Genomic DNA, 25,590 nt, shown 5'->3' on the forward strand with positions numbered 1-25,590 from the left:
ATTATTTGCTCAGCCCCAACCACTGATTCACCGAATTGATACGCCGCAACACTAAAAACTCAAGCGCTAACAGCACCACCAGTGAAATTGCTAATAACGGTAGAAATACCGCCAAGCCAAGGGTAATCGCCACCACCGCAACACCAACCCGGGCTGGCATTGCCGGTGGCGCACCCAATACCGAATCGGGTTTGCGTTTACGCCAGAGAATAAAGCCGCTGACGCTCATCAAAATTAACCCTGCACAGGTGAGCACGCCGAGCAGCAGATTAAACCACCCGAACAAATAACCTTCGTGCGCGGCAACGCCTATTCCAATAGCGCGATCCAATAATTTTTTCTCAGCAAAACCACTTTGTTTTTCGATGCTGCCATCACTCGCCAACCAGACATCGGCGCGCGCGGGGCGATTTTGACTTTGCGATGAGGCTTTCCAGCTATTGTGATGCGCATTGCTAATACTTAGTTCAACCGGTGGCGCCAGTTGGATTGTTTCCGCAGCCGTTAAAATTGCCGGTGTTAAATCAAATACTTCACTGGCTTGTGCGCGCCAGTGTTGATGTTCTTCTGCACGGCTTTGCGTCCAATCTTGCTGTGCGGAAAAATCGATTGCGCGCACTTCTTTTAAGGCGGCGCCCCATACAGTCGCCCAAGGTAACCCCGTCACTAATAAAAATAACGCGAGTGCGGAAATCCAAATACCAGTAACCGCGTGAATATCTCGCCAGAATGTTCTACTGCCATCGCGCAGGCGCGGATACAAAACACCCTCCACACCTTTTGCGTTGCGCGGCCACCACAAATACAAACCGGTCATCAGCAACACAATTGCCCAGCAAGCCGCCAGCTCAACCAAAATAGAACCGACATTGCCGATCAGTAATTCGCCGTGAATGGTTTTGACAATATTCATTAATTGCCAGCTGGTTTCTTGTTTGCCAACCACTTCAGCCGTATAAGGGTTTACAAAAACCTGCCAATTGGATTCCGCTTGCACCTTAATCAGCACCGACTCAGTAGAGTTTTGTGGCAGGCGATAGCTGAGAAATTTTCCACCGGGGATTGCATCCAGCGCCGCTTGAATTTGTTGGTTAGCTGGCAAGCGTTCAGCTGTTGAATTTATCTGGTGAAACTGACTTTCTTGCCAGCTTTCGTAATAGGGTTTAAATAAATAAATTGCGCCGGTGAGCGCCAGAATGATTACAAACGGGATACAAAAAATGCCTGCGTAAAAATGCCAGCGCCAAATGGTGCGGTAGAGAGCTTTATTATTTGTTTGAATATTAATGGTGTGATTGGAATTCATGGCAAAGCTCGCTAAGGGCAAGCCGTCATTCCCCGCAGGGGAATCCATGTTATTAAAAAGCTGGATTCCCGCAAGCGGGAATGACGACTCCCGACTAAATTAAATAAATTACATATCGTAAGAAAGACTTAAATAATAACTTCTGCCCGGCCAAGGGTGAGCGACATAACTGATCTCATCAGTGACGTTATCGATACCAAAACCCAACTCCAGATTATCGCGCAGATCGTAGGTGGTTTTTACGCCGATGCGGGTGTAACCATCTTGCGCGCCCATCACGTTTTCAGCCGTGTCATCGTTCTGCAGGCGACCAAAACTTTTATCCGCGTATTGCAGGTTTGCACTCAGATTCCAACGATCACTCGCGTGATAAGTCGCCATTAGATTACCGCGCCAGCGGGGCATACGCGGGTAGTCATTGCCTTCAATACTGATGACATTGGGATTGGTATCTTCAATGGTACTGTTATCGGTAATAATCGATTTGGTGTAAGCGATATTGAAGCGAATATCCAACTCGGGCACTAACACGCCGTAGCGATTTAAAATTAATTCCACGCCATCGGTTTTCACTTCATCGACAGCCGAAAAAGTAGTGATTGATGGAACTGCCGAGCCACTCGGCAGAAGTGTGGTTTGCGATTCAATCGCATCCTGAATGGTTTCAGTGAAAAAGTTAATTCGCGCGTAACCGGATTCGAATTGTTTTTCCAGCATCAAGTTGTGATGCAAACCGTTTTCTGGTTTTAAATCCGGGCGCGCTTCTACCGCATTTGAATAAGATGCACTCTGGGCAAAGAGTTCTTCCACAATAGGAAAGCGATAAGCCTTTGCCAGGGAGTAGCGTACCAACCAGGATTCTGCTGGCACGTAACCGAGAGAAAACTTGGGCGAAAATTGATTGCTGGATGCTTCAACTACATCGACCAAATCGAATTCAGGCGTTGCTGCAATATCTTTGCTGTAATAACCGTCTTCACTTTGCCAGCGCTCGTAACGGCCACCCAAAGCCAGATCCCAACGCGGGTTGATATCCCAATTCATTTGCACAAAAGCGGCGCTGATATGGGTTTTGCCACCGCTGCGGCCAGTAAAACCAGCGAAATCACCACTGGTCCAAGCGGCAGAATTATAAGTATCCAAATTTAATTCATAGGCTTCATAACGCGCGCCGGTGATTACTTCCAGGCCATCAACCCCCACTTCAGAAAAGGTAAATTTTCCTTCCAGTGTTTGCCAGCCGGTATCTTCATAATTTGTGGTTAAACCACGCCCTTGAAATAAAGGGTCTTGCAACGCATGGCTGGAGGCGCGGCTGTTATCTTCCAAAATACGGAAGTCGCTCATATTCGCTTCAAAATGCGTGCTCTCAGTTAATTCACCTTTAATGCGCAAACCAGTGGATAAACTGCGGCGATCCAATTCGCTCGCACCCAAACGCGAAGCGGGGACAGTGATTGCAATTCCATCCTGGATAAAATTGCCCGACCACACACTATCGCCCGCAGCATTGGTTAAATAGGAATTGGCCGAATCGCGCAATGTATTGCGATTTTCGTAAGCGATATTTAATAAACTCGACCAATTTTCAACATCGTAACCGAGTTTGATTTTGAAATTATCGGTAACCGCTTGCTCAACACCCGTATCGCCAAAATAGTAAGCGGCATTGCCGTACACATCGGTATCGGTAATTAATCCGGTTACCGGCGTTGCATTATTGAGCGTGCGTTTGCTATCAAAATAATAAGACTGCGGCTGGCTGTTATTTTCCAAACGGTTGTAGGAGAGATACACACTTAAATCGTCAAATTTTTCGCCATAAGAGACAAAGGTTTTGTAACCTTCAAGCGTGTCATTAAAACCGTAGGCAGAAAAATCCTGTACAAAATAATCCAGATCCACATGCACTTTGCGCTCTTGTGGAATCGCGGTTTCAATCAGGATCACACCGCCCATGGAATTGCCGCTGTACTCTGCCGAAAAAGGCCCATACAGAATTTCAACCTGCGCAATTTCACTCGCACTCACCATGGTCCAACGGGGCGCGCCGCTCCAGCGGGTTTGCAGCAAATAATGGAGGGGCACACCGTCGGCAAATACCATCGAGCGCGGAGTGGCAAACATATTGGAGCCGCGCAACCCGAGGGTGCCGTTGGAATCACCAATGTAGCGTTTGCGAATGACGATGCTGGGCTCGTACTTGACCAGATCTTCGGTAGTGGTGGCGTTAATGCTGACCATATCTTCCTGCGTCAACACACTGGTGGGATTGGTATAGCCGGAGCTTGCACTGTCGCGCGCCTCGCCCCAGACTTTTACCTCTTCAACTTGTTGCGGATTTTTACTGCGCTTTTTTTTCAGCACATCGTCGTGCGCATGCACCATACCGGCTGCACTCACACTGGCGATGGCAATCGCCAGCAAGGATTTCAGATTTCTCACTCACTCCACCCACTTATGATTTTAATTTAGGGGTGGAACCTTAAGTGTTTTAGCGCAACCCGCACAGTGACAAATTGTCGCAGGGTTGCGCTCTGTTGTCGCTATAGTGGAATCGTTGCGCGGCAAAGATCAATCCAACCAGCGTCGCATCGCCGAGATATGGGAGCCGCTGGTTTTGAGATGGTCGAGTGAATTACTGACCGCTTGTTGGCTGCGATTGGGTAGCGGGGCAATGCGCAGCAGGTATTCCTCTGGCTGCTGTGCTGGTGATGAGGTGATAGGGGTGACAAAGGATTTAATCGGCAGCGCGCCTATGTCGCGGGCAAAACCGTCAAACATCGACCAGGAGATGGAATTTTTAATCCCTATCGCGGTGACTAAACGCAGGGCTTGGGCGCAGGCGGGTTGATCGACTAACCAGTGCAACATGGTTTTGCCCAGCCCTAAATGGCGCACCTCTTGTGCAACCACCACTTGCCAGACAAACAAAGTCTGGGGTTCGGTGGGCGGATAATAAGCGGAGACAAAACCGACCAATTGCCCCTGCCAAAATGCGGCGACCGAGGTTTTGGCAAAGTGACCGCACTGCAATAGTGTGCACTGCACTGAGTTGCCATCGAGTACGGGGGTGGTTGCGAGCAGGGCTTGCAGGGCATCGCCATCACTGGTGAGCGGATGGCGAAATTGGATGTTGTCGAGCAAAAGATCGTTTCTGGCGTTCATCTAAACCTCCATATCGCATCTTTCCTGCATCCGGGCAGAGCTGCCAATCAGCAGGAGCCATTCAAAATTGAATTCTGGTTAACTCCGACTCCCCAAACTCTGCCAAGGTTCCCAATTCTATCTTCTCCAATAGATTGAATTGCTATAGCCACTCACACGCAAATTGCCATTACCTTTACGATTGCTCAGTCACTTCCGGTTGGTGATGCGCTAACCGCCGCCACAGGAGCAAAACAACAATGAATAGCAGACACAGGAGCAACGCCGGTAACCCCTTGTAGACATCGCCGCCGTTCAAGGCCAAATCAGCACCAAAGAAACGCCAGAACAATACACTGCCCGCACCGAGCAGCATCAGCATTAAGGCTTGCAAGGTAGAGATGCGAATACGCCAGAGCAGGAGCAGAATCAATGGCACAAAACAGGCGCCCAGTACCGACCATGAGAAAATCACCAGTGCAAATACCGATTGGCGATTGAGCAGCGCCCAGCCCAAGGCCACCAAAGTGACTAGCGCCGTGGCGATTTTGATGCCGTAGCGCGAGGCAAATTGGCGCGGGAATAAATCCTGACTCAAGAAGGATGAACAGCTCAGCAACAGGGAGTCGGCAGTGGAGATAGTCGCGGCAAAAATACCCGCCAGCACCAGCCCGACCACAACCGGCGGCAGCAATTCCATGGCGATACTGGGCAGCGCTAGTTCACCGTCAAAGCCCGCGGTATTGGGCAGATACAGCCGCGCCAGCATACCGACTGCGGTGGCCATGCAATAAAACACAATAAACCAAAAGTAGTACCAACAGCGGGTACGCACCAAACCGCCTTCGCTGTCCAGCGCCATAAACCGCACCATAATGTGCGGCTGGGCGACCACCGAGAAACCAGCGACCAGCCAGCCGATAAAAAATAAGGCCACGCCGCCATAACCGGTGATTAACACCTCTGCCGGTGCGAGAGATAGAAAGCCGGGAATATCCGCCCAGGCCGCCATAATCACCTCGGTTCCACCCAGCTCCGGCACCAGGCTAAACAGCATCACCGCCATGGCCACAATCATCACCAACGACTGGGCGGCATCGGTCCAGATGGAGGCGCGAATGCCACCGGCCAGGCAATAGGCCAGCACCAGCACCGCCCCCAGAATTGCACCCGACCAAGTGGGCCAGTGCAGCAATACTTGCAGCGCCTTACTGCCCGCCACTAATTGTGCGGCGGCGTAGGCCAGTAAAAAAATCAGCGCCATCAGCGCCGCTATTTTGCGGAAGCGGTTATCGCCAAAACCCGCCCACTGGTGCAACACACCGAGGTAACTCGATTCTTTATATTGCAGGGCGACGCGGCGCAATTGTTTGTGCACCCAGAGCGATGCGAGAAAATCCCCCAGAATCCAGCCGACCATTAATAACCCGGCCGACAAACCCACCGCATAGGTGTAGCCGATCACACCGATAAACATGTAGCCACTGTTGTTAGTTGCCACCGCCGATAGCCCCACCAACCAGGGCGGAACACTGCGGCTGGCGAGGTAATAATCCTGCGGGTTATTGCGCTGTAAACGGCTGGAAGCTAAACCCACCAGCAAAAATAACAACAGGCAAATAACAAAACTAATCAACATAATTAATTATGCGGCCTAACGGTTTTGGCCATGGTTTCATCCAACAACTGCTTAAACGCTGGCAGCGGATGCAGCGGCTGCAGCGCGGGGTCTTCGGCAAAATCATCCAGCCGCGCATCACCCTTAATCAGCGCCTGCGTAAGAAACTTTATCGCATCATCAAAATGCCCCAGTGTGGTATGGGCGCAAGCGAGCTGATAAAACGCATGGGCATTGGCAGAGTCGAGCTGCAGTGCGCGCTGGCATAAATTGATCGCCCATTGCGGCTCATTGGTTTCCAGTGCGGCATCCGCTTTGTAGGTGATGGCTTCGCAGTCTTGCGGATTAAGCGCGAGGATTTGATCGTAAATCGCAATTTTATTGGCGGGACTATTTTCTTGCGCGGCGCGCAACCAGAGCGCGTGAATATCTTTGGTGCGTTCGATTGCCTCGCGGTTTTCATCGATATTGGTGGATTTTTCTTGCAGCTGTTGCTCAATTTCGCGCAGGCGATATTCATAGGCGCCAATTAATTTGCGCAATTCTTTATCGGCCAGGGTGCCCATTTTTTCTTTCATTTCGCGAATCGATGTCCAACCGACAATCACTAATACCGAACTCACCGCCGCAATGATGTAGAAAAAATTGGATACTGTATTAGTCGCATAACTGACACTGCGATCTACTGCTTCAATTTGGCGATCCGTTATCTGTTGAATAAACTCCACGCGTTGCGCGGCCATATCCACCCGCAGCGCTTTTAATTCATCCAACACATAACGTTCAGTAAACGCACTGTAAAGCGGCGCTTGCAACTGCTCCACCTGTTGTTGCGCACGCTCGGCAGCAGCTGCTTTAGTTTCTTCGCTTTGCGCTGCAACGGGCTGAGCTTGAATGCCCGCCGCAAATAACAGGGGTAACAATACAATCAGCAATAAAATAAATGCCCGCTTAAAAGCGGAGTCTTGCCTCATGCTATCTCTTCCGCAGTTAATTCATAAGCGCCTTCAGCGTTGTGCACTTCGCGCCCATTCAGCGGCGGATTGAATACACAGGCCAATTGCAACTCTTCAAACGCGCGCAAAATATGCTTGTCGTGTTGATCCAGCACATAAAGCGTGCCCGGTTTGATTTCATGGGTTTCATTTTTTGCGATGTCGAGTATTTCACCTACACCGCTGATGCAGTACACCGCTTCAATATGGTGTTGGTAATGCAGCGCCAACTCGGCATCTTTTACTATGCGGGTGATATGAAATGAAAAACCGGCATTATCACTTTTTAATAACAGGCGATTACTTTCCCAACCTGGCGCACTAATACTGCGTCCTTGCAGCGGAGCATCCGCTAAACGTCTAATCAACATAGGTACACTTACCTCTTCTTGTTTTTCAGTGACTCGCGCGTTTTGTCTTTTTACAACACGCGCGCCTTCTCACTACCAACATTCAGCTCTGAAAATCTTTCCGGCAGATTATTATTGTTATGCGCTTTTCAGCGATGGATATTCCTGCAGTGCGGCCTTAAAAGAGCGACCTAAAATATTCAACCCTTTGAGCAAATCATCTTCGCTAATCGTCAGCGGGCAAAAACATTTCACCACTTGCCCTTGATTACCTGCGGTTTCAATAATCATGCCGCGCTCAAATGCATGCTGGGAAATCGAATCGGCAATCTCACCGCTGGAGCATTCAATACCCTGCATAAAACCACGCCCGCGCACCATTCTCGCCAGCGGCTTATTGGCATCGACTATGGCTTGCAAACTGCGGGTAATAATCTCGGCTTTATGTTTAATATCCTGCTGAAAACGCTCGTCACTCCAGTAGGTTTTTAACGCTGCGGTTGCAGTAACAAATGCATGGTTATTGCCACGGAAAGTACCGTTATGCTCACCCGGCTTCCACACATCCAGCGCCGGGCTTAACAACACCAGCGAAAAAGGCAGACCAAAACCGCTGAGTGATTTAGACAAGGTCACTATGTCGGGTTTGATACCACTGGATTCAAAACTGAAAAAGCTACCAGTACGGCCGCAGCCCGCTTGAATGTCATCGACGATTAACAGCATGTCGTGTTTGCGACACAGTTTTTGCAAACTTTGCAGCCAGCTATCGCCTGCGACATTTAAGCCGCCCTCACCCTGCACTACTTCAACAATAACCGCTGCTGGCAAATCCACACCGCTGGATGGATCGCTCAATAACTTGTCCATCATCTTGACCGTATCAACATCGCGACCGTGGTAACCACAAAAAGGCATGCGCTCAATATTGCCGAGTGAAACACCAGCGCCATTGCGATGATGCTCATTGCCGGTTGCCGCTACCGCGCCTAGCGATACACCGTGAAAACCATTAGTGAAGGCGATAATTTTTTCGCGGCCTTTTACTTTGCGCGCAATTTTCATTGCCGCTTCAACCGCATTGGTGCCGGTAGGGCCGGTAAATTGCACGCGGTAATCCAGATCACGCGGCTGCAAAATCACATCGCGCAGCACTTCCAAAAATTCTTGCTTGGCGCCGGTGTGCATATCCAAACCGTGGGCAACACCATCGGCTTCAATGTAATCCAGCAAGGCTTTTTTCAGCAGTGGATTATTGTGGCCGTAGTTCAATGAACCTGCACCGGCTAAAAAATCCAGATAAGGTTTATCTTGTTGGTCGAACAGGTAACTGCCGCGAGCACGTTGAAATACAATCGGAAAATTGCGTGAATAAGACCTTACTGCAGACTCCATCTGTTGGAAAACTTGCATAGTCCAGCTCCTCATTTTGGTTAAAAGTGTCCCGTGAGCAGGCTTGAGAGCCTGCTCGATAGGAAAATGTAATGGGTTAGTGAGTTACTTAGTCCAACCAGCGTCTACTAGGCGACAGGCCCAAGCTATTGCGCAGATCGGAATAGGAATGCGCGAGCGATTCCTGCGGGCGGTTAGGCAGAGGGGAAACGCGAAGCAGGTACTCGTCGTCATGCTGGTTAGCAAAATGACGCTCGCGCTCAAAGAACACATCCTTTGCCATTAGCGCTTGCCAATCCCGCGCCAGACCTTCAAATAACTTCCAAGAGGCGCCGTTGTCAGGCGTGATGGTGGTAATCAAATGGCGTGCATTTTCCGTTGTACTTTGCGCAACCAACCAATTGAGCATACGTTTGGCCAAGCCGTGGCCACGGAATTTAGCATCGACCACTACCTGCCAGATAAACAGCGTCTCAGGGTCGTTTGGTACTAGATAGCCAGAGATAAAACCGATGATTTTGCCATCGATCACAGCGGCGACAGAGGTATCGGCAAAATGCTGGCACTGGAGTAAATTGCAGTAAACCGAGTTAGTATCCAGTGGCGGGCTAGCAGCTACTAATTGATTGAGATGAAAACCGTCGGTGGCACGGGGATGACGCAACTCCAACTTGTCCTCAAAAAGATCGTTTCTGGTGTTCATTAAACCTCCATAGCGCGTCTTTATTAAATGCATCATGCTGTAGGCATTTTTATTACAACACTAACCATTAAAATACCCAGTTAAACAGGGTGATGTTTAGAGCCCCCAGCAACACGGGGTAGGGGCTCATCAGCGGCAACTTTTATTGCCTCGATGCAAGTTATTTCATTAGTATACTAAGTATTTCATGAAAAGTCCATGACAGGACAATGACGATAAAGTGACAAGACACGCAAGAACGGGCATGCTGTCGCCTTATCCAACCCCCATATTACGTGACAATCCGCAGAATCCTTCATGAGCCAGATAGATCAAGTACTTACCAGCCTTCGTCGCGTAATACGCGCAATTGATTTGCACTCAAAGCAATTAGTAAAAACTGTCAGTGTCACCGGGCCACAATTGCGCTTGTTGCAACTGATCCGCCGCGAAGGCGATGCCACCGCCAGCGAACTGTCTGAAGCCATGAGCCTGAGCCAGGCCACAGTGACCAGCATTTTGGATCGACTGGAGGATCGCGGCCTGCTGGAACGCATTCGCTCGCAGACCGATAAGCGCAAAATCCATCCGCGCCTGACCGAGACCGGCTCCCGCTTGCTCGACCAAGCCCCCACCCCACTGCAAGATAGCTTTGTGCGCAAGTTCGACCAGCTGCAGAGCTGGGAGCAACACATGATTATCGCCTCACTACAGCGACTGGCCGAAATGATGGACGCCGAAGATATAGATGCATCGCCCTACCTGGATTTGGGCTCACTGGATCGCACCATTGAAAAAGAATAAAAAGAAAAAGGCTGCAATTGCGAAACAGGAAACCGAACGTCATCAAATCATCACCAAACCGTCCTCTTAACGCCACAGCTCCGTAACAAAGACTCCCTAAGCTGCGTTCCGATCATCCATATCGGAACCATCCGCTCAGGGAGCCAATCATGAAGTTTTTCCACACATCACTCGCACTTACCATTAGCTGCCTATGCGCATTGCCCGCCAGTGCCAACGTGTATTTTTCCGAATACATCGAAGGCAGCAGCAATAACAAAGCACTGGAAATTTACAACAGCGGCGACAACGCAATTAATTTAAGCGGCCACAAAGTTGAGATGTATTTCAACGGTAGCAACAGCGCCGGACTGACCATCAACCTGAGCGGCACTATTCCCGCCCAAGGCGTGTTTGTACTGGCGCACGGCAGCGCCAATGGGACCATTCTGGCGGTCGCCAATCAAACCAGCAGCGCCAGCTGGTTTAACGGCAACGATGCCATAGTGTTAAAAAACGGCAGCACTATTTTGGATAGCATCGGCCAAGTTGGTAACAACCCCGGCAGCGAATGGGGCACAGGCCTCACCAGCACTGCCGACAACACCCTGCGCCGCAAAACCTCCATCACCAGCGGCGACACCATCATCAACGACAGCTTTGATCCAGCACTGGAATGGGAAGGTTACGCGCAAGACACCTTTGACCACTTGGGCACCTATCAAGGCAGCACCAATGGTGGCGGCAACAATGGTGGCAGCACTAATGGCCAATGTGGTGAAAGCGCCACGCGGATCGCCAGCGTTCAAGGCGCAGGCAGCGCGAGCCCACTCGTTGGCAATAACGTCACTATCGAAGCAATCGTGGTCGCCGACTTTCAAAATACCAATCAACTCGGCGGATTTTTTATTCAGGAAGAAGATGCAGATAGTGATAGCAATCCTGCAACATCGGAAGGTATTTATATCGCCAGCACTACGCCGGTCGCAGTGGGGGATCGCGTACGCGTAAACGGAACGGTTGCAGAAACATTTGAGCTAACCCAACTCAACACCGCTACAGTCACAGTGTGCGCCAGCAATCAACCGCTTCCAACGCCAACCACTATTTCATTGCCCGTCACATCACTGAATGTATTTGAAAGCATCGAAGGTATGTCAGTGGCGATTGCACAAACACTTACGGTAAATGAAACCTATCAGCTGGGCCGCTACGGACAACTGCTGCTGGCCAATGGCCGCTTGCAACAACCCACCAATGTGGTCGAACCAGGCGCTGCCGCCAACGCCCTGCAAGCGCAAAACAATTTAAATAAATTGATGATGGATGATGGGAGCAATCTGCAAAATCCTGATCCGGTTATTTTCCCGGCACCGGGTTTATCGGCTGAAAATACTCTGCGCAGCGGCGATACACTGGCCAATTTGCGCGGTGTGATCACTTACGATTTTGGCAGCTATCGCATTCTGCCAACGGTCGCACCGGAATTTATTCACAGCAACCCACGCCCCTTAGCCCCTATTGCTGATTCCGCTGCGAATTTAAAAATCGCCAGTTTTAATGTACTGAACTTTTTTAATGGTAACGGCACCGGCGGCGGCTTCCCCACCTCACGCGGCGCAAACAACACAACAGAATTCGCCCGCCAAAAAACCAAAATCGTCAGTGCACTGGTTGGTTTAAATGCTGACGTGATCGGCCTGATCGAAATTGAAAACGATGGCTACAGCAATACCAGTGCGATTGCAGAATTGGCCGCCGCATTAAATACAGCGACCAATACCAACGTGTGGAAATTTATTAACCCAGGCGTAAACAAAATCGGCACCGATGAAATTGCCGTTGGTTTTATTTATCGCAGCGATAAAACCACCGCCATTGGCCAAACAGCGATTCTGGATTCCAGTGTGGATGCACAATTTATCGATACCAAAAACCGCCCGGCACTGGCACAAAGTTTCCGCGTGAATAGCAACCGCGCCATTGCTACTGCCGTAGTCAACCATTTCAAATCCAAAGGTTCGGATTGTAATGATCTGGGTGATGCAGACATCGGCGATGGTCAAGGCAATTGCAATATCACTCGCACCCAAGCCGCCACTGCGCTAGTGAATTGGCTGAGCACTCACCCTACCGGCGTGAATGATTCCGACTACTTAATCATCGGCGATTTAAATGCTTACGCCAAAGAAGATCCTATCCGCCAGATTCTTAACGCGGGCTACAGCGATTTGATCAATTTGTTTGGCGGCAGCGGCGCTTACTCTTATGTGTTTGATGGCCAAGCGGGCTATTTGGATCACGGCCTCGCCAGCAATTCACTCACTCCGCAGGTATTGTTCGCATCTGATTGGCATATCAACGCTGACGAACCCATCAGCCTTGACTACAACACCGAATTTAAATCCCCTGCGCAGATTAATAATTTTTACGCGCCTGATGCCTATCGTTCATCGGATCACGACCCGCTGTTGATATCGCTGAAATTAGTAATCGATTTGGATGGCGATGGCGATGTGGATAAAAACGATGTGCAAATCATCACCAGCGCCCGCGGAGCCACACCAACAGCATTTGATCAGCGCGACGTAAATGGCGATGGCGTTATCAATGCACTTGATGCCCGCGCACTCACGCTGCAATGCACTCGCCCCGGCTGCGCCACTAACTAATCACCACACCAGATTAAGGAGATAACAATGAAAACCCTGTTACGCGTATTTTCAATAGTCTGCATTGCAGCATCATTCAACGCCAATGCAATCAGCATCGATTTAATTGCCGACAACAATGCCATCAACCTTGGCGACAGCGTTGAAGTTCAAGTCCGCATCAGCGGCTTGGATGGCAGCACTGCACTGGGTGTTTACGATGTGAATTTTAACTACGATGCAAGCCTGTTTAGCCTTGGCAATATCAGCTGGGGCGATTCACTGCAAGGCAATCAATTGGACCTGCTTGGCTTTGGCAGCCTGCAAGACAGCATCAGCGGCAGCGGTTGGTTAAACCTATTTGAATTATCGTTTGATGCGGTGACGGATTTGGAAAACTACCAAGCAGGAGAATTTACCCTGTTCAGCATCCTGCTAAACGCCATTGCTATAGGCAGCGGCGATTTTTCCCTAACCGCCAACGCCCTGGGTGACGCCTACGGCAACAATGTAGCGCTCGATAGCATCAATGGCACCCGCATTAATATCAACACTATTTCAGTACCGGAACCATCGAGTTTGTTATTGTTAATTGGCATGTTGGCTATTTTGGTTTTACGTACGAGATTGTCGCAGTCACAAAAGTAAAAGCACAAGAATAAAAAAGCCCGGCGACTTAGCGGTCGCCGGGCTTTTTGTAGCAAAAAATAACTTAACTCAATACCAAATTATCGCGATGAATTAATTCGTTATCGTCTTCATAACCCAAAATTTCGAAAATTTGACTACTGGGTTTGCCGATAATTTTGCGTGCCTCATCGGCGTGATAATTAATTAATCCGCGCGCGATTTCTTTGCCGGTTAAATCTTCACAGATCACCATATCGCCGCGAGTAAAATCACCGCGAACGGCTTTAACACCGACTGGCAAAATACTTTTGCCCTGCTCGCGCACTACGCGCACTGCGCCGTCGTCCAACACTATGGTGCCGCGGGTTTGCAATTGACCGGAGATCCAGCGTTTGCGTGCCGCTTGTGGCTGCTGTTCAGCCCACAAAAAAGTACCGAGGTTTTCGCCTGCGGCAATTCGCAGCAAGGCATTTTCAATGCGACCGCCAACAATCACCGTATCGGCACCGGAACGCGCAGCAACTCGCGCAGCGCGCACTTTGGTAATCATGCCGCCACGACCCAATGCACCGCCAGTGCCACCCGCCATTTGTTCGAGGCGCGAATCACCGGCAGCAATTTCGCTGAGCAATTGTGCGTTGGGGTTGTTGCGCGGGTCGCTGTCGTACATGCCTTTTTGATCGGTGAGAATCACCAACAAATCGGCCTCTAATAAATTCGCAACCAGTGCACCGAGCGTATCGTTATCGCCAAAACGGATTTCTTCGGTAGTAACCGTATCGTTTTCGTTAATGACAGGAATCACATTAAAACCAATCAAGGTTTTCAAAGTAGAGCGCGCATTTAAATAGCGCTGGCGCGATGAAAGGTCGTCGTGATCCAGCAGCACTTGCGCAGTGAGCAATCCGTAGCGCTGGAATTCAACTTCATAATTTTGAATCAAACTCATCTGCCCCACTGCAGCAGCAGCTTGCAGTTGATGAATTTCCGTTGGGCGCGCAGCCCAACCTAAACGGCGCATACCTGCGGCAACCGCACCGGACGAGACCAATACCAATTCAATACCGCGCAGACGCAACTCGGCCATTTGTTTGACCCAACCGGCAATAGCTTCTGCATCCAGCCCTTTGCCATCATTGGTCAACAGTGCGCTGCCGATTTTTACCACCCAGCGTTTTGCTTGGGGAATAATGTCTCTTTTATTCATGTCTCGTTACTCACGTCTCTTTTCTTTTTCTTGCGAGAAGTTGCTGCTCGATAATTCGCGATTTTTTGCAAAACTCTTGGCTCTTAATGCAACACGCCCGGAGCATGGGCCGGGCGTGAGGTTACACTATTTTGCGCTTGACGCTAATCGACTTGTATTAGTGATTAACGTAAATAACTTCAACGTCGTAATCATCTTCGTTGAAATTATCATCGTCATCTTCACCGCGTGCACGACGCGCCTCACGCTGCGCCAAACGCAATTCTTCAATGCGATCGCGCGCTTCCTGTGCCATTTGATTTTGCAATTCGGTCTCGCGTTCACGCGCTTCCGGATTGGTTTTTTCTTCTTCCCAAATCGCTTCCAACAATTCCATCGCCTTGCCTGCAAGCGGCATAGTGCCTTCGCGATTCAACGCCGAAATGCGGAATACTGGACCAGTCCAACCCAAATCATCAATCACCGCCTGACAACGCGCTTCCACCTCATCTGGCGGCAGCAAGTCAATTTTATTGAGCAGCAACCAGCGATCGCGCGTGGCGAGTGTCGGGCTAAATTTTTCCAACTCATTGGCGATGATGCGCACATTATCGGCGGGATTAGTGTCATCTACCGGCGCCATATCAACCATGTGCATGAGTACACGGCAGCGGGTCAAATGCTTGAGGAAACGCACACCAAGACCAGCACCTTCTGCAGCACCTTCGATTACACCGGGAATATCGGCGATTACAAAACTGCGGTGCTGCTGCACTTTTACTACACCGAGATTAGGTACCAGCGTTGTAAATGGATAATCCGCCACTTTGGGTTTGGCGGAACTGACCGCGCGGATAAAACTGGATTTACCGGCATTGGGCAAACCGAGCATGCCCACATCGGCAAGCACTTTAAGTTCGAGTTTCAGGTTGCGCATTTCGCCTTCAGTTCCGGGCGATGTTTTGCGCGGCGTGCGGTTGGTACTGGTTTTAAAGCGGGTATTACCCAAACCGTGGAAACCGCCCTGCGCGACTTTTAATTTTTGGCCGTGTTCGGTTAAATCGCCAAATACTTCTTCGGTATCGGTATCAATGACGGTAGTACCTACCGGCACGGGCAAAAACAGATCGGCACCCTTAGCGCCGGTGCAATCTTTACTGCCACCCTTTTGGCCATTCTCAGCGCGATACTTGGGCACAAAACGATAATCGATCAGCGTATTGAGGTTTTCATCGGCAACCAAAAACACACTGCCGCCATCGCCGCCATCGCCGCCGTCGGGGCCGCCTTTGGAAATAAACTTTTCCCTCCGGAAGCTCATGAAGCCGTTGCCGCCATTACCGGCCTCGACATGAATGGGTGCTTCATCAACAAATTTCACAGCTAACTCCAGAGGAAAAAAACAAAAATTTAATCTGCATATAAAAAAGCCCTGACGGATATCGGCAGGGCTTTTTTATTGTTCTTCATTTGCCCACTGCAAGCAGTAAGCTTGGCTATTACTTTAGCGCAATATTAAGCAGCAGGAATGATGCTTACGTATTGACGGCCAAAAGCGCCTTTAATTTCGAACTTAACGGTACCGTCTACTTTCGCAAACAAAGTATGGTCTTTACCCAGACCTACGTTTACGCCAGCGTGGAACTTGGTGCCGCGTTGACGAACAATAATGCTGCCGCCAGAAATCAACTCGCCGCCGTAGGCTTTAACACCAAGGCGTTTCGCTTCTGAATCGCGACCGTTACGAGAACTACCAACCCCTTTCTTGTGAGCCATTTTCTAGCCTCCTCAATTAACCTTTGATAGCAGTGATTTTCACTTCGGTGAACCACTGACGATGACCTTGACGCTTCATGTGGTGCTTACGACGACGGAATTTGATGATCTTCACTTTGTCGGCACGGCCATGAGCAACCACTTCAGCAGTAACAGTTGCACCTTCAACAACAGGAGCGCCAATCTTGACGTCTGCGCCGTTGGCAACCAGATACACTTTGTTGAATTCAACAACGCCACCAGTGGTGAAATCGATTTTTTCGAGTTTGAGGGTTTCACCCACAACTACGCGATGTTGCTTGCCACCGCTTTCAAAAATTGCGTATGCACTCATTTTTTACCTTGCTCCAATAAACACATGGACGACACGAAGTAGCTTGGCGACATGCCTGGGCGTTTGGGACTAGCGTCGTATACCGGTTTTCAGGGGCGGCGATTGTATGCCAAATGGCCAATGGATCGCAAGCAAAAGCGACACTCACCTCGATAGTAAATTAGGTGCAGACAACCAATCTGCAACGCTACCAGCTGCAATAGGACGGGATATAAGGTAGCCCTGTAAATAATCCCCCCCCATGGCTACCAGCAGATTTCGCTGCTGCTCGGTTTCGACCCCTTCAACCACAATACGAAACCCCAGTCCGCGCGCCATACCGACAATCGCCAACAACAACTTGCGCGCATCATGATCGAGATCGGCAATAAAACTGCGGTCAACTTTGATGATATTGACCGGCAGCTTTCGCAAATACGCCAGCGATGAATATCCCGTACCAAAATCATCGATAGCCAAACTGACGCCAAGTGTGCGGATTCGCTCGAGCACCGAGCACACCAGACCAATATCATGAGAGAAAACGCTCTCCGTAATTTCGATCTCCAGCCGTTCGGGCGCCAACCCAGATATCGCCAATGCAGCTTTGACATCAGCCAACAAATCACCTCCCAGGATCTGGTGAATTGAGACATTGACGCTCACTACTGTCCCGCCAGGCCAGTGCGCCGCCGCTTTGCAAGCAGACACAAGAACCCAGCGCCCAAGCGGCACAATCAAGCCACTCTCTTCTGCCACCGGGATAAATAGAAGAGGCGAGATGGTTCCCAGCTCGGGCTCATCCCAGCGCAACAGTGCCTCCATCTTTCGCGCTACTGAGTAACCACATGGTTCAATAGGCTGAAACACCAAGGATAACTCGTCAGCCTCTAACGCTGAGTGCAAAGAGCGACGCAAACGCTGGCGCTGCTGAATACCTACATCCAATGCCAAATCGAAAAGCTTAACGCCTCCTGTACCCTGCTGACGTAAACTGTGGCGAGCAATGGAGGTCTGATAAAGCAGCTGTTCAGCATCGCGTGCCTCACCGGGAAACACGGAGACCCCAATCATGACATCAATGCGCATAACACCCGCACCAGTTTCAATCGGCTGCTGAAACACCCCGCGCAAGAGCGCCGCCTCCTGCGCCCATTTGCGACCTTGGCTGGTCATGGTGACAGCGAACTCGGAACCACCCCAGCGGGCAATTAGACTACCGGGAGGCATGACGCTTTTCAGCCGCTCTGCCAACACCAACAAAATCTGCTCGCTAACGACAGCCCCCTGAAGCTCAATAACATCAAAGCGCAGCACCTCGATCGCAAACACCCCCACGCATCCACGGTTGGTGCGAGCCACCTCAATCTGCTGGCACAACTCCCGCTCAAAGGAGCTGCGATTCAGCAATCCAGTCAGTGGATCGGACGATGCCACCCTCGCCAGCTCCTGCGCATAGCGCTCCTTGAGAGCGATTTCAAATTCCAGCGTTTCTATTTGCTCCGCAAGACGCAACTCCAGATTATCTTTGGCGCGCGCCAGCTCTTCATAATTACCAGCAGCGTCGGCCGTTATGCGATCTTTATCACGCGCAGCAACAAATAGATGAAAAGCAGTATCGCGCGACACGCGGGCGAAACCACTAAGACCAATGAACAGTGCAAGACCTAAACCAGCCACGACCAAATCACTCATCGCTCCAGTGGTGGCAAACAGTATTACCAAGGGTCCGATAAGCATGATCATGAAGAGGCGGCTCACCCAAGGAACCAGCGCTAAAACATTTATACTGCCCGCAGCGATAGTTGCCATCACCAATGCAATCACCAATCGCTGGGGGGTTGTTGCATCGTGAAAATAGGCGATCGAAAAGGCTGCCCACCCCACACCGGACACGAGCGATCCAATCATAAATAGCCGGACCATCTGCGCAGGATTTTGACGCTGCTGACGCGATGTTCGATGCCACCACCATAAACTGCCAAGGCGCAATACATTCACTAGCTGCATCCCACCCCACCAAAGAAATAGCGACAACTGACTCGCAGCACCTTGAAAATAGAGCGCTAAAGCAGAGGCGGCGACAAAAGTAAAAATTAATACGTTGGGAAGCTGGCGATACATTGCCGAGGCTTTTTCGCAGATTAAATGCTGCGCAACCTCAACCGAATGCTGGTGAGCCAAAAAGCTATCACGTGTCATTATCGAAAGCCTCCAAACGGATCTCGCGTATATTCCTTCCGCTAATCATCATTTAGTCACTGAATCCAGTTGTTTTGCTTTAGCCACCACTCAAGAGCACCTGGCCATTCCGATACACTGCCCTGCCCCTGAATCATGCCCACGCCGTGAATTCCAGTTTGGTAAATATGTAGCTCAGACTGCTTATTATGCTTTTGCACCTCGGCAAAAAACGCGAGGCTGTTGCCGACCGGCACCGACTGGTCGCCAATACCATGCAGCATAAATACCGGCGGGATGTTCGCCTTCACCTGATATTGCAGCGAGTTTTCATGCAGCTTGTTAGGTTCGGGATGCTCACCAAAGAGCGCTTTGCGCGACCCAGCATGAGCATCAGGCCCATAAAGTGCGATGACCGGATAACCCAAAATCGCAAAATCAGGATGCGCACTGATGTCGCCAAGCGGATCGTCCAATGCAAACGTAAAATCGGAGCGGGTTGCAACACTCGCCGCCAAATGCCCGCCCGCCGAAAACCCAATCACCCCCACTTTGGCAGGATCAATTCCCCATTCATCTGCATGTTTGCGCACCTGACGCACCGCACGCAGACCGTCTAGCAATGGCGCGGGAAAGCCGTACTCTTGCATCCGATACTTGACCACAAAGGCCGCTACGCCGCGCGCGGCGAACCACTTGGCGATATCGTGCCCCTCGTGATTAATCGCCAAACGCACATAACCGCCGCCGGGGAAAATCACCACTGCAGTGCCATTGGCCTTATCGGCCTCAGGCCAATAGGGAATCATGGCGGGATTATCCACCGCGTAAACACGCTGATCTTTTATATGTTCGCGGTCAGGGCTGACCAAAGGCTTTTCATCCCACAAATAGATAGGATCGATAGGTAATTCACTCACAGGCTGGGCAACTCCAACAATCGGCAAGCAAAAGAACAGAGCAAGCACACCCAAAGTGCGACCCGGAGATAAATACATGGCAATGTCACTCGCTCTCGCTAGTTATAAAACGCGCACGAGTCTAGCATGTTAGTAATATAAATAAACACGCCAAGCATCAGTGACGAAACTGCGACTCCTCATCGCCCCACCAGTGATGCAACTGCCAATCGACGCGGGTGGGGTCTGCGGCACTTAATAACCACTTGCCTGTAATCAGCTCCCACTGGGAAAGCCCACCACTTATCTCCGCCCAAACACCGTGGATATCGTCATTTATATAGGCCTTAGCCAGATCAACTTCCTCACCCAGCATTTGCTCGGCGGTAAGTTCAAGTTTGACCAGGTCATCCACCTCGTGCTCAAGCCCCTCCTTGAGGGTGCCAAATGCACTTGGGCTATCACCTACCAAAGAGGAGGTAGCCTTGGATGTGTGAAAAGGGTTAGCAGCAGACTGGCTGCCTGAATCGTCAGATAGCTTCATAGAATTTAGCTCCAGCTCGTGTTTTAGATATTTATACCCACACAGGCAGTACAGCCTCTATAATCACCGCCTTTCGCAACTTTTTACTTGGTAACCTTTACGCCCAGTAAAAACTCCACCTTTAGTATAGGCCTTAGATTCCAATGCAAGAGCGCCCCATGCAAGAACAATACACTCCCGCAGAAGTTGAAGCCCAAGCCCAGCAGTACTGGGAAGAACACCAAAGCTTCAAGGTTATTGAAGATCGCAGCAAAGAAAAGTTCTATTGTCTAGCGATGTTCCCCTACCCAAGCGGCAAGCTACACATGGGGCACGTGCGCAACTACACCCTCACCGATGTGATCGCCCGCTATCAGCGCATGCAGGGCAAAAATGTATTGCACCCAATGGGTTGGGACGCGTTTGGTCTACCAGCGGAGAACGCCGCACTCAAACACCAGACCGCGCCCGCCGCTTGGACCTACTCCAACACCGACCATATGCGCGGGCAACTGAAACAACTCGGCTTTGGTTTTGACTGGTCGCGTGAACTGACCACCTGCAAGCCGGAATACTACAAATGGGAACAGTGGTTCTTTACCCGCCTGTACGAAAAAGGTTTGGTGTACAAGCGTATGGCGACCGTGAACTGGGACCCGGTTGACCACACTGTACTGGCCAACGAGCAGGTGATCGACGGCCGCGGCTGGCGTTCAGGCGCTTTGGTTGAGCGCAAAGAGATCCCGCAGTGGTTTATCAAAATCACCGACTATGCCGACGAATTGCTCAATGACCTGGACAAGCTGCCCAACTGGCCAGAGCAGGTCAAAACCATGCAACGCAACTGGATTGGCAAGAGCCGCGGCTTGGAAATGCACTTTAGCCTAGCCGCACCCGTAGGCGAATTTACCGGCTTCGACATCTATACCACCCGCCCCGATACCATCATGGGCGTGACTTACGTCAGCCTCGCCGCTGAGCATCCGATTGCCAAATTGCTCGCAGAGACAAATCCTGAACTGGCGCAATTTATCGCCGAATGCAAAGTGCAATCAGTTGCCGAAGCTGATATGGCGACCATGGAAAAACGCGGTATCGATACTGGTATCAAAGCCCTGCACCCGATCACTGGTGAGCCAGTATCGGTATGGATCGCCAACTATGTATTGATGGATTACGGCTCAGGCGCGGTGATGGCAGTGCCGGCGCATGACCAGCGCGATTATGAATTTGCCAAGAAATATGATCTGCCGATTTCGCAAGTGATTGCGCCGCAGAATGGTGAAGCTATCGACCTGAGCAAAGCCGCATTCACCGAAAAAGGTGTGCTGGTGAACTCCGGTGAATACGACGGGCTGGACTTTAATGCCGCCTTCGATGCTATCGCCAGCACCTTGGAAATGGCGCACAAGGGTCAGGTAAAAGTGAATTACCGCCTGCGCGACTGGGGTGTATCGCGCCAGCGCTACTGGGGCGCACCTATCCCAATGTTCAACCTGCCCAACGGCGGCGAAATTCCCGTTCCTGCGCACAAACTGCCCGTATTGCTGCCGGAAGATGTGGTAATGAACGGTGTTCACTCACCGATTAAAGCCGATCCCGAATGGCGCAAAGCCGAGCTGGATGGCCAAGCAGTGGAACGCGAAACCGATACCTTCGATACCTTTATGGAATCCAGCTGGTACTACGCACGTTACACCTGCCCGAATTTTGAAGGTGGCATGCTCGACAAAGCCGCGGCCGATTACTGGCTGCCCGTTGACCAGTATGTAGGCGGTATCGAACACGCCATCCTCCACCTGCTCTATTCGCGCTTCTTCCACAAGTTGATGCGCGATGAAGGTTTGGTCAGCTGCGATGAGCCCTTCGACCGTTTGCTCTGCCAGGGCATGGTATTAAAAGACGGCACCAAGATGAGTAAATCCAAGGGCAACACGGTTGACCCGGAAGAGCTGATCAATCAATACGGCGCCGATACCGTACGCCTCTTCTCTATGTTTGCCGCTCCGCCAGAGCAGAGCATGGAGTGGAGCGATTCGGGTGTTGAAGGCGCCAACCGCTTCCTGCGCCGTTTGTGGAAAGCCGTTGAAGGCCACATCAATGCCGGTACACCGGGCAAGCTGGATGTAGACGCTCTGCCGCAAGCACAGAAAGACCTGCGCCGCAAAACTCACGAAACCATTCAAAAAGTCAGCGATGACTATGGCCGTCGCCAAACCTTTAACACCGCGATTGCCGCAACCATGGAATTACTGAACGAAACCAGCAAACTCGCCGACCGCGCTAATCCACTGGGTTTAGCCGTTGAACGCGAAGCGCTGGAAGCGGCAATTTTGTTGCTTGCGCCTATCGTGCCGCACATCAGCCATTCACTCTGGCAAGCACTTGGCCACCAGAGCATTCCGCTCAATGAAAAATGGCCAACCCTTGACGAAAGTGCGCTGGTGCGCTCGACCATTGAGGTAGTGATTCAGGTAAACGGCAAATTGCGCGGCAAGTTGGATGCGGCAGTTGATGCACCCAAAGAGCAGCTCGAAGCCGATGCGCTCGCGCAGGAAAATGTGCAGCGTTTCCTTGAAGGTGTCACCGTGCGCAAAGTGATTGTGGTGCCCAACAAGCTTGTGAACATTGTTGCCAATTGATCATCAATGGCGGGTTGCTAGGCGAACCCGCCCTACGGATTTAGTTATGAAAAAAATTATCGTCAGTTTATTAGTGCTTAGCCTCTCCGCCTGCGGCTGGCATTTGCGCGGCTCCGCAACCGGCGAAGATAAACTGGCGATGACTAGCCCGCTAGACTTAGTGATCGCCACCAAAGACGATCACAGCCCACTGATCAATGCGCTGCGCCAATCCCTGCCCGGCTATAAAATCAATGAATTAACCAGCGCAACAGCCAATACACTTACGCTGAACTTAAGCCGCGAAGTGTTGGATAAACGCACCGCCGGTGTCGGCAGCGACGCACTCACCAGCGCCTATGAAATTATCCTGCGCGTGGATTACAGCGTCAGCAATGCACAGGGCGTCATCACCCCGCGCGACACCAATGCACGCATCTCGCGCACCTACAATTACAACGTCAACAATGCCAACGGTGCCGCGCAAGAAGAAGAATTAGTGCTGCGCGAAATGCGCCGCGAACTGGCCAACAGCATTTTGCGCCGAGTTAAAAACCTCAGCGTAAAAGCCCCAGCAACCTCAGCGGCACCATAAGATGCCCAAGCTACGCGCCGAGCAACTCAGTGCCGCACTCAACAAGCAACTGGCACCTATTTATTTAGTCTCAGGCGATGAGCCACTGCTGATTCAAGAGTGCTGCGACCAGATTCGCGCCGCCGCGCGCAAAAATGGTTTTAGCGAGCGCGAGCTGTACCACATAGATACAAGTTTTGATTGGAACCAACTGCTCGCCTCCGCCAACAGTCTCTCGCTGTTTGCCGAGAAAAAAATTATTGAAGTGCGCATGCCCAGCGGCAAACCCGGCGATAAAGGCGGCAAAGCTTTACAGGAATATGCGCAGTCACCCGCCCCCGATAATTTGCTGTTAATCGTCACCGAAAAACTCGACGGCGCCACACAAAAAAGCAAATGGTTTAAAGCCATTGAAGATGCCGGCCAACATATCCAAATCTGGCCGATTGCCCCCGCGCAATTGCCGCGCTGGATTGGCGTGCGCTTGCAACAATCCGGTTTACACGCCGATAGTGATGCCATCGATTTACTCGCCTCACGCATCGAAGGCAATTTGCTCGCCGCCGCCCAGGAAATCGAAAAATTAAAATTGCTCGCCACTGACAACCGCATCAGCTATGAGTTGATGGCGTCGGTGGTTGCCGACAGCGCCCGCTACGATGTATTTGGCCTCACCGATAAAGCCCTGCACGGCGACGCCCGCGCCGCTGTGCGCACACTGCAAGGTTTAAAAACCGAAGGCACCGAACCGATTAACATCCTCTGGGCGGTGACCCGCGAAATTCGCGCGCTGGTGCAAATCTCCCAAGCCGTGGCGCAGGGCAAACATTTTGAATGGGCCGCAAAACAAGCCGGTGTGTGGGACAAACGTCAACCGCTCATGCAAACCGCACTGCGCCGCTTAAAACCCGCACAACTGCAGCAATTGCTGCGCAAAGCTAACGGCATAGATAAAGCAGTAAAAGGCATGCGCAATGCCGAACCCTGGGATGAGTTGCTAGATTTGATTTTAAATATCGCCGGAGTGCAAAGTTTGAATCTGCACAATGAGCGACTAAGCTTGAAAAACTAATAATAAGCGCACCAATGTGCGCAACCTAAGTAAACGAAAAAACACACAGCCTGCAATACAGTTCTGCCAATAATCATTTTTTGCAATGAGTAGCCATGGCAGATATTTTTCAACCGCTATTGAGCAGGAATACCCTCTATGATTCAGGCTAAAAAAATACTTATCCAATCCTGTGCAGCACTCACTCTTACTGCGCTCTGTCAATTTGCTAGCGCCCTATCCCCAACGCCTCCCTCCGGCACCAGCCCCAGCAAACGCACTATCGAATACGATTGGATGCCTGTTGCCGCTTGGGACAAAATGCACGCAGAAGATAAGGTCATCGCCGAGTATGAAGACGTCAACGTATTATTTCTCGGCGATTCGATTACGGCAGGTTGGGATTGGCAAATCTGGGAGAAAAACTTCAAACCCTTGAAGGCTGCCAATTTCGGCATCGGTGGCGACCACACCGCCAATGTACTCTGGCGTTTACAACACGGCGCCATCGGCAATATGCAACCCAAAGTGATTGTGCTGCTGATCGGCGTAAATAATTTTGGTCACCTTCACGAAACGCCCGAGCAAGTCGCCGCCGGCGTTACCAACGTAGTTGCGCAGCTACAACTGGCCTGGCCAAGCAGCAAAATATTGCTTAATGGCGTATTTCCCTTTGATGAACAAGCGACATCAGTAAGTCGCCAGCAGGTGAAAAAAGTAAATCAAATTATCGCGCAGCTCGATAACCGCAAAACCATTTTTTATAAAGATTACGGCCCCTTACTGCTGCAAAAAAACGGCAATATTTCGCCCGCAATCATGAAAGACTTTTTACACCCCACATCCAAGGGCTATCAAATTTGGGCCGATGCCATGCTGCCCGACATTCAACAATTATTGAAATAAACAGGT

At 50.8% G+C, this 25,590-nt stretch carries 22 protein-coding genes; 7 read left to right on the plus strand and 15 right to left on the minus strand.

Annotated features, from left to right (window positions below; all coding sequences use genetic code 11):
- Window position 1 precedes the first annotated feature (1 nt).
- The 8 genes from AWU77_RS13790 to ectA form a co-directional block, all read right to left on the minus strand.
- Window positions 2-1,306, minus strand: a complete 1,305-nt coding sequence (locus AWU77_RS13790) for a PepSY domain-containing protein (protein ID WP_062064800.1) — start codon at window positions 1,304-1,306, stop codon at window positions 2-4.
- Between the two features lie 108 nt (window positions 1,307-1,414).
- On the minus strand, window positions 1,415-3,751 hold the full coding sequence (locus tag AWU77_RS13795; RefSeq protein WP_238582444.1) for a TonB-dependent receptor: 2,337 nt from the start codon (window positions 3,749-3,751) through the stop codon (window positions 1,415-1,417).
- Window positions 3,752-3,880: 129 nt separating this feature from the next.
- Window positions 3,881-4,474: a GNAT family N-acetyltransferase gene (locus tag AWU77_RS13800; RefSeq protein WP_062064471.1), complete on the minus strand. Its 594-nt coding sequence runs from the start codon at window positions 4,472-4,474 to the stop codon at window positions 3,881-3,883.
- A gap of 175 nt (window positions 4,475-4,649) precedes the next feature.
- Window positions 4,650-6,092 (minus strand): sodium/proline symporter, encoded by a 1,443-nt coding sequence (locus tag AWU77_RS13805; RefSeq protein WP_062064473.1) that lies wholly within the window; start codon window positions 6,090-6,092, stop codon window positions 4,650-4,652.
- A 2-nt stretch (window positions 6,093-6,094) separates the two neighbouring features.
- On the minus strand, window positions 6,095-7,045 hold the full coding sequence (locus tag AWU77_RS13810; RefSeq protein WP_062064475.1) for a TPR end-of-group domain-containing protein: 951 nt from the start codon (window positions 7,043-7,045) through the stop codon (window positions 6,095-6,097).
- Complete coding sequence (locus tag AWU77_RS13815) at window positions 7,042-7,437, minus strand: ectoine synthase (RefSeq protein WP_062064476.1); 396 nt, start codon at window positions 7,435-7,437, stop codon at window positions 7,042-7,044. The genes AWU77_RS13810 and AWU77_RS13815 overlap by 4 nt, the downstream gene beginning before the upstream one ends.
- A 117-nt stretch (window positions 7,438-7,554) precedes the next feature.
- Window positions 7,555-8,829, minus strand: coding sequence for a diaminobutyrate--2-oxoglutarate transaminase (gene ectB, locus AWU77_RS13820; RefSeq protein ID WP_062064479.1), 1,275 nt, complete (start codon window positions 8,827-8,829; stop codon window positions 7,555-7,557).
- 88 nt (window positions 8,830-8,917) lie between these two features.
- Window positions 8,918-9,511 carry a diaminobutyrate acetyltransferase gene (gene ectA / locus AWU77_RS13825; protein WP_062064480.1) on the minus strand — a complete coding sequence of 198 codons (594 nt, stop codon included), beginning with the start codon at window positions 9,509-9,511 and terminating at the stop codon, window positions 8,918-8,920.
- Window positions 9,512-9,808: 297 nt separating this feature from the next.
- Here ectA and AWU77_RS13830 point away from each other — a divergent pair, with 297 nt between their 5' ends.
- The 3 genes from AWU77_RS13830 (at window position 9,809) to AWU77_RS13840 (ending at window position 13,572) form a co-directional block, all read left to right on the plus strand.
- Window positions 9,809-10,294 (plus strand): MarR family winged helix-turn-helix transcriptional regulator, encoded by a 486-nt coding sequence (locus tag AWU77_RS13830; protein ID WP_062064483.1) that lies wholly within the window; start codon window positions 9,809-9,811, stop codon window positions 10,292-10,294.
- A 149-nt stretch (window positions 10,295-10,443) separates the two neighbouring features.
- Window positions 10,444-12,945: an ExeM/NucH family extracellular endonuclease gene (locus AWU77_RS13835; protein ID WP_062064485.1), complete on the plus strand. Its 2,502-nt coding sequence runs from the start codon at window positions 10,444-10,446 to the stop codon at window positions 12,943-12,945.
- Window positions 12,946-12,972: 27 nt separating this feature from the next.
- The gene (locus tag AWU77_RS13840) at window positions 12,973-13,572 is read left to right on the plus strand and encodes a cohesin domain-containing protein (protein ID WP_062064486.1); all 600 of its coding nucleotides are present in this window, start codon (window positions 12,973-12,975) and stop codon (window positions 13,570-13,572) included.
- A 64-nt stretch (window positions 13,573-13,636) separates the two neighbouring features.
- Here the strand turns inward: AWU77_RS13840 and proB are convergent, their stop codons facing one another.
- From proB to AWU77_RS13875, 7 genes are all read right to left on the minus strand, one after another.
- A complete protein-coding gene (gene proB, locus AWU77_RS13845; RefSeq protein WP_062064488.1) occupies window positions 13,637-14,761 on the minus strand; it encodes a glutamate 5-kinase in 1,125 nt (374 codons plus the stop codon).
- Between the two features lie 157 nt (window positions 14,762-14,918).
- Window positions 14,919-16,121 carry an Obg family GTPase CgtA gene (gene cgtA, locus AWU77_RS13850; RefSeq protein ID WP_062064490.1) on the minus strand — a complete coding sequence of 401 codons (1,203 nt, stop codon included), beginning with the start codon at window positions 16,119-16,121 and terminating at the stop codon, window positions 14,919-14,921.
- Window positions 16,122-16,255: 134 nt separating this feature from the next.
- On the minus strand, window positions 16,256-16,516 hold the full coding sequence (gene rpmA, locus AWU77_RS13855; RefSeq protein WP_007640051.1) for a 50S ribosomal protein L27: 261 nt from the start codon (window positions 16,514-16,516) through the stop codon (window positions 16,256-16,258).
- Window positions 16,517-16,532: 16 nt separating this feature from the next.
- On the minus strand, window positions 16,533-16,850 hold the full coding sequence (rplU, locus tag AWU77_RS13860) for a 50S ribosomal protein L21 (protein ID WP_062064492.1): 318 nt from the start codon (window positions 16,848-16,850) through the stop codon (window positions 16,533-16,535).
- Window positions 16,851-16,994: 144 nt separating this feature from the next.
- Complete coding sequence (locus AWU77_RS13865) at window positions 16,995-19,031, minus strand: bifunctional diguanylate cyclase/phosphodiesterase (RefSeq protein ID WP_062064494.1); 2,037 nt, start codon at window positions 19,029-19,031, stop codon at window positions 16,995-16,997.
- A 56-nt stretch (window positions 19,032-19,087) separates the two neighbouring features.
- The gene (locus AWU77_RS13870) at window positions 19,088-20,008 is read right to left on the minus strand and encodes an alpha/beta hydrolase (protein ID WP_084618403.1); all 921 of its coding nucleotides are present in this window, start codon (window positions 20,006-20,008) and stop codon (window positions 19,088-19,090) included.
- A 79-nt stretch (window positions 20,009-20,087) separates the two neighbouring features.
- Window positions 20,088-20,453, minus strand: a complete 366-nt coding sequence (locus AWU77_RS13875; RefSeq protein WP_062064496.1) for a hypothetical protein — start codon at window positions 20,451-20,453, stop codon at window positions 20,088-20,090.
- Window positions 20,454-20,611: 158 nt separating this feature from the next.
- Between AWU77_RS13875 and leuS the strand changes: the two genes are divergently transcribed.
- From leuS to AWU77_RS13895, 4 genes are all read left to right on the plus strand, one after another.
- A complete protein-coding gene (gene leuS, locus AWU77_RS13880; RefSeq protein ID WP_062064498.1) occupies window positions 20,612-23,074 on the plus strand; it encodes a leucine--tRNA ligase in 2,463 nt (820 codons plus the stop codon).
- Window positions 23,075-23,120: 46 nt separating this feature from the next.
- Window positions 23,121-23,648: an LPS assembly lipoprotein LptE gene (gene lptE / locus AWU77_RS13885; RefSeq protein WP_062064500.1), complete on the plus strand. Its 528-nt coding sequence runs from the start codon at window positions 23,121-23,123 to the stop codon at window positions 23,646-23,648.
- Window position 23,649: 1 nt separating this feature from the next.
- Complete coding sequence (gene holA / locus AWU77_RS13890; RefSeq protein WP_062064503.1) at window positions 23,650-24,699, plus strand: DNA polymerase III subunit delta; 1,050 nt, start codon at window positions 23,650-23,652, stop codon at window positions 24,697-24,699.
- Window positions 24,700-24,837: 138 nt separating this feature from the next.
- The gene (locus AWU77_RS13895) at window positions 24,838-25,584 is read left to right on the plus strand and encodes a GDSL-type esterase/lipase family protein (RefSeq protein ID WP_238582446.1); all 747 of its coding nucleotides are present in this window, start codon (window positions 24,838-24,840) and stop codon (window positions 25,582-25,584) included.
- Window positions 25,585-25,590 lie beyond the last annotated feature (6 nt).

It is taken from the genome of Cellvibrio sp. OA-2007, assembly GCF_000953825.1.
Taxonomy (GTDB): domain Bacteria; phylum Pseudomonadota; class Gammaproteobacteria; order Pseudomonadales; family Cellvibrionaceae; genus Cellvibrio.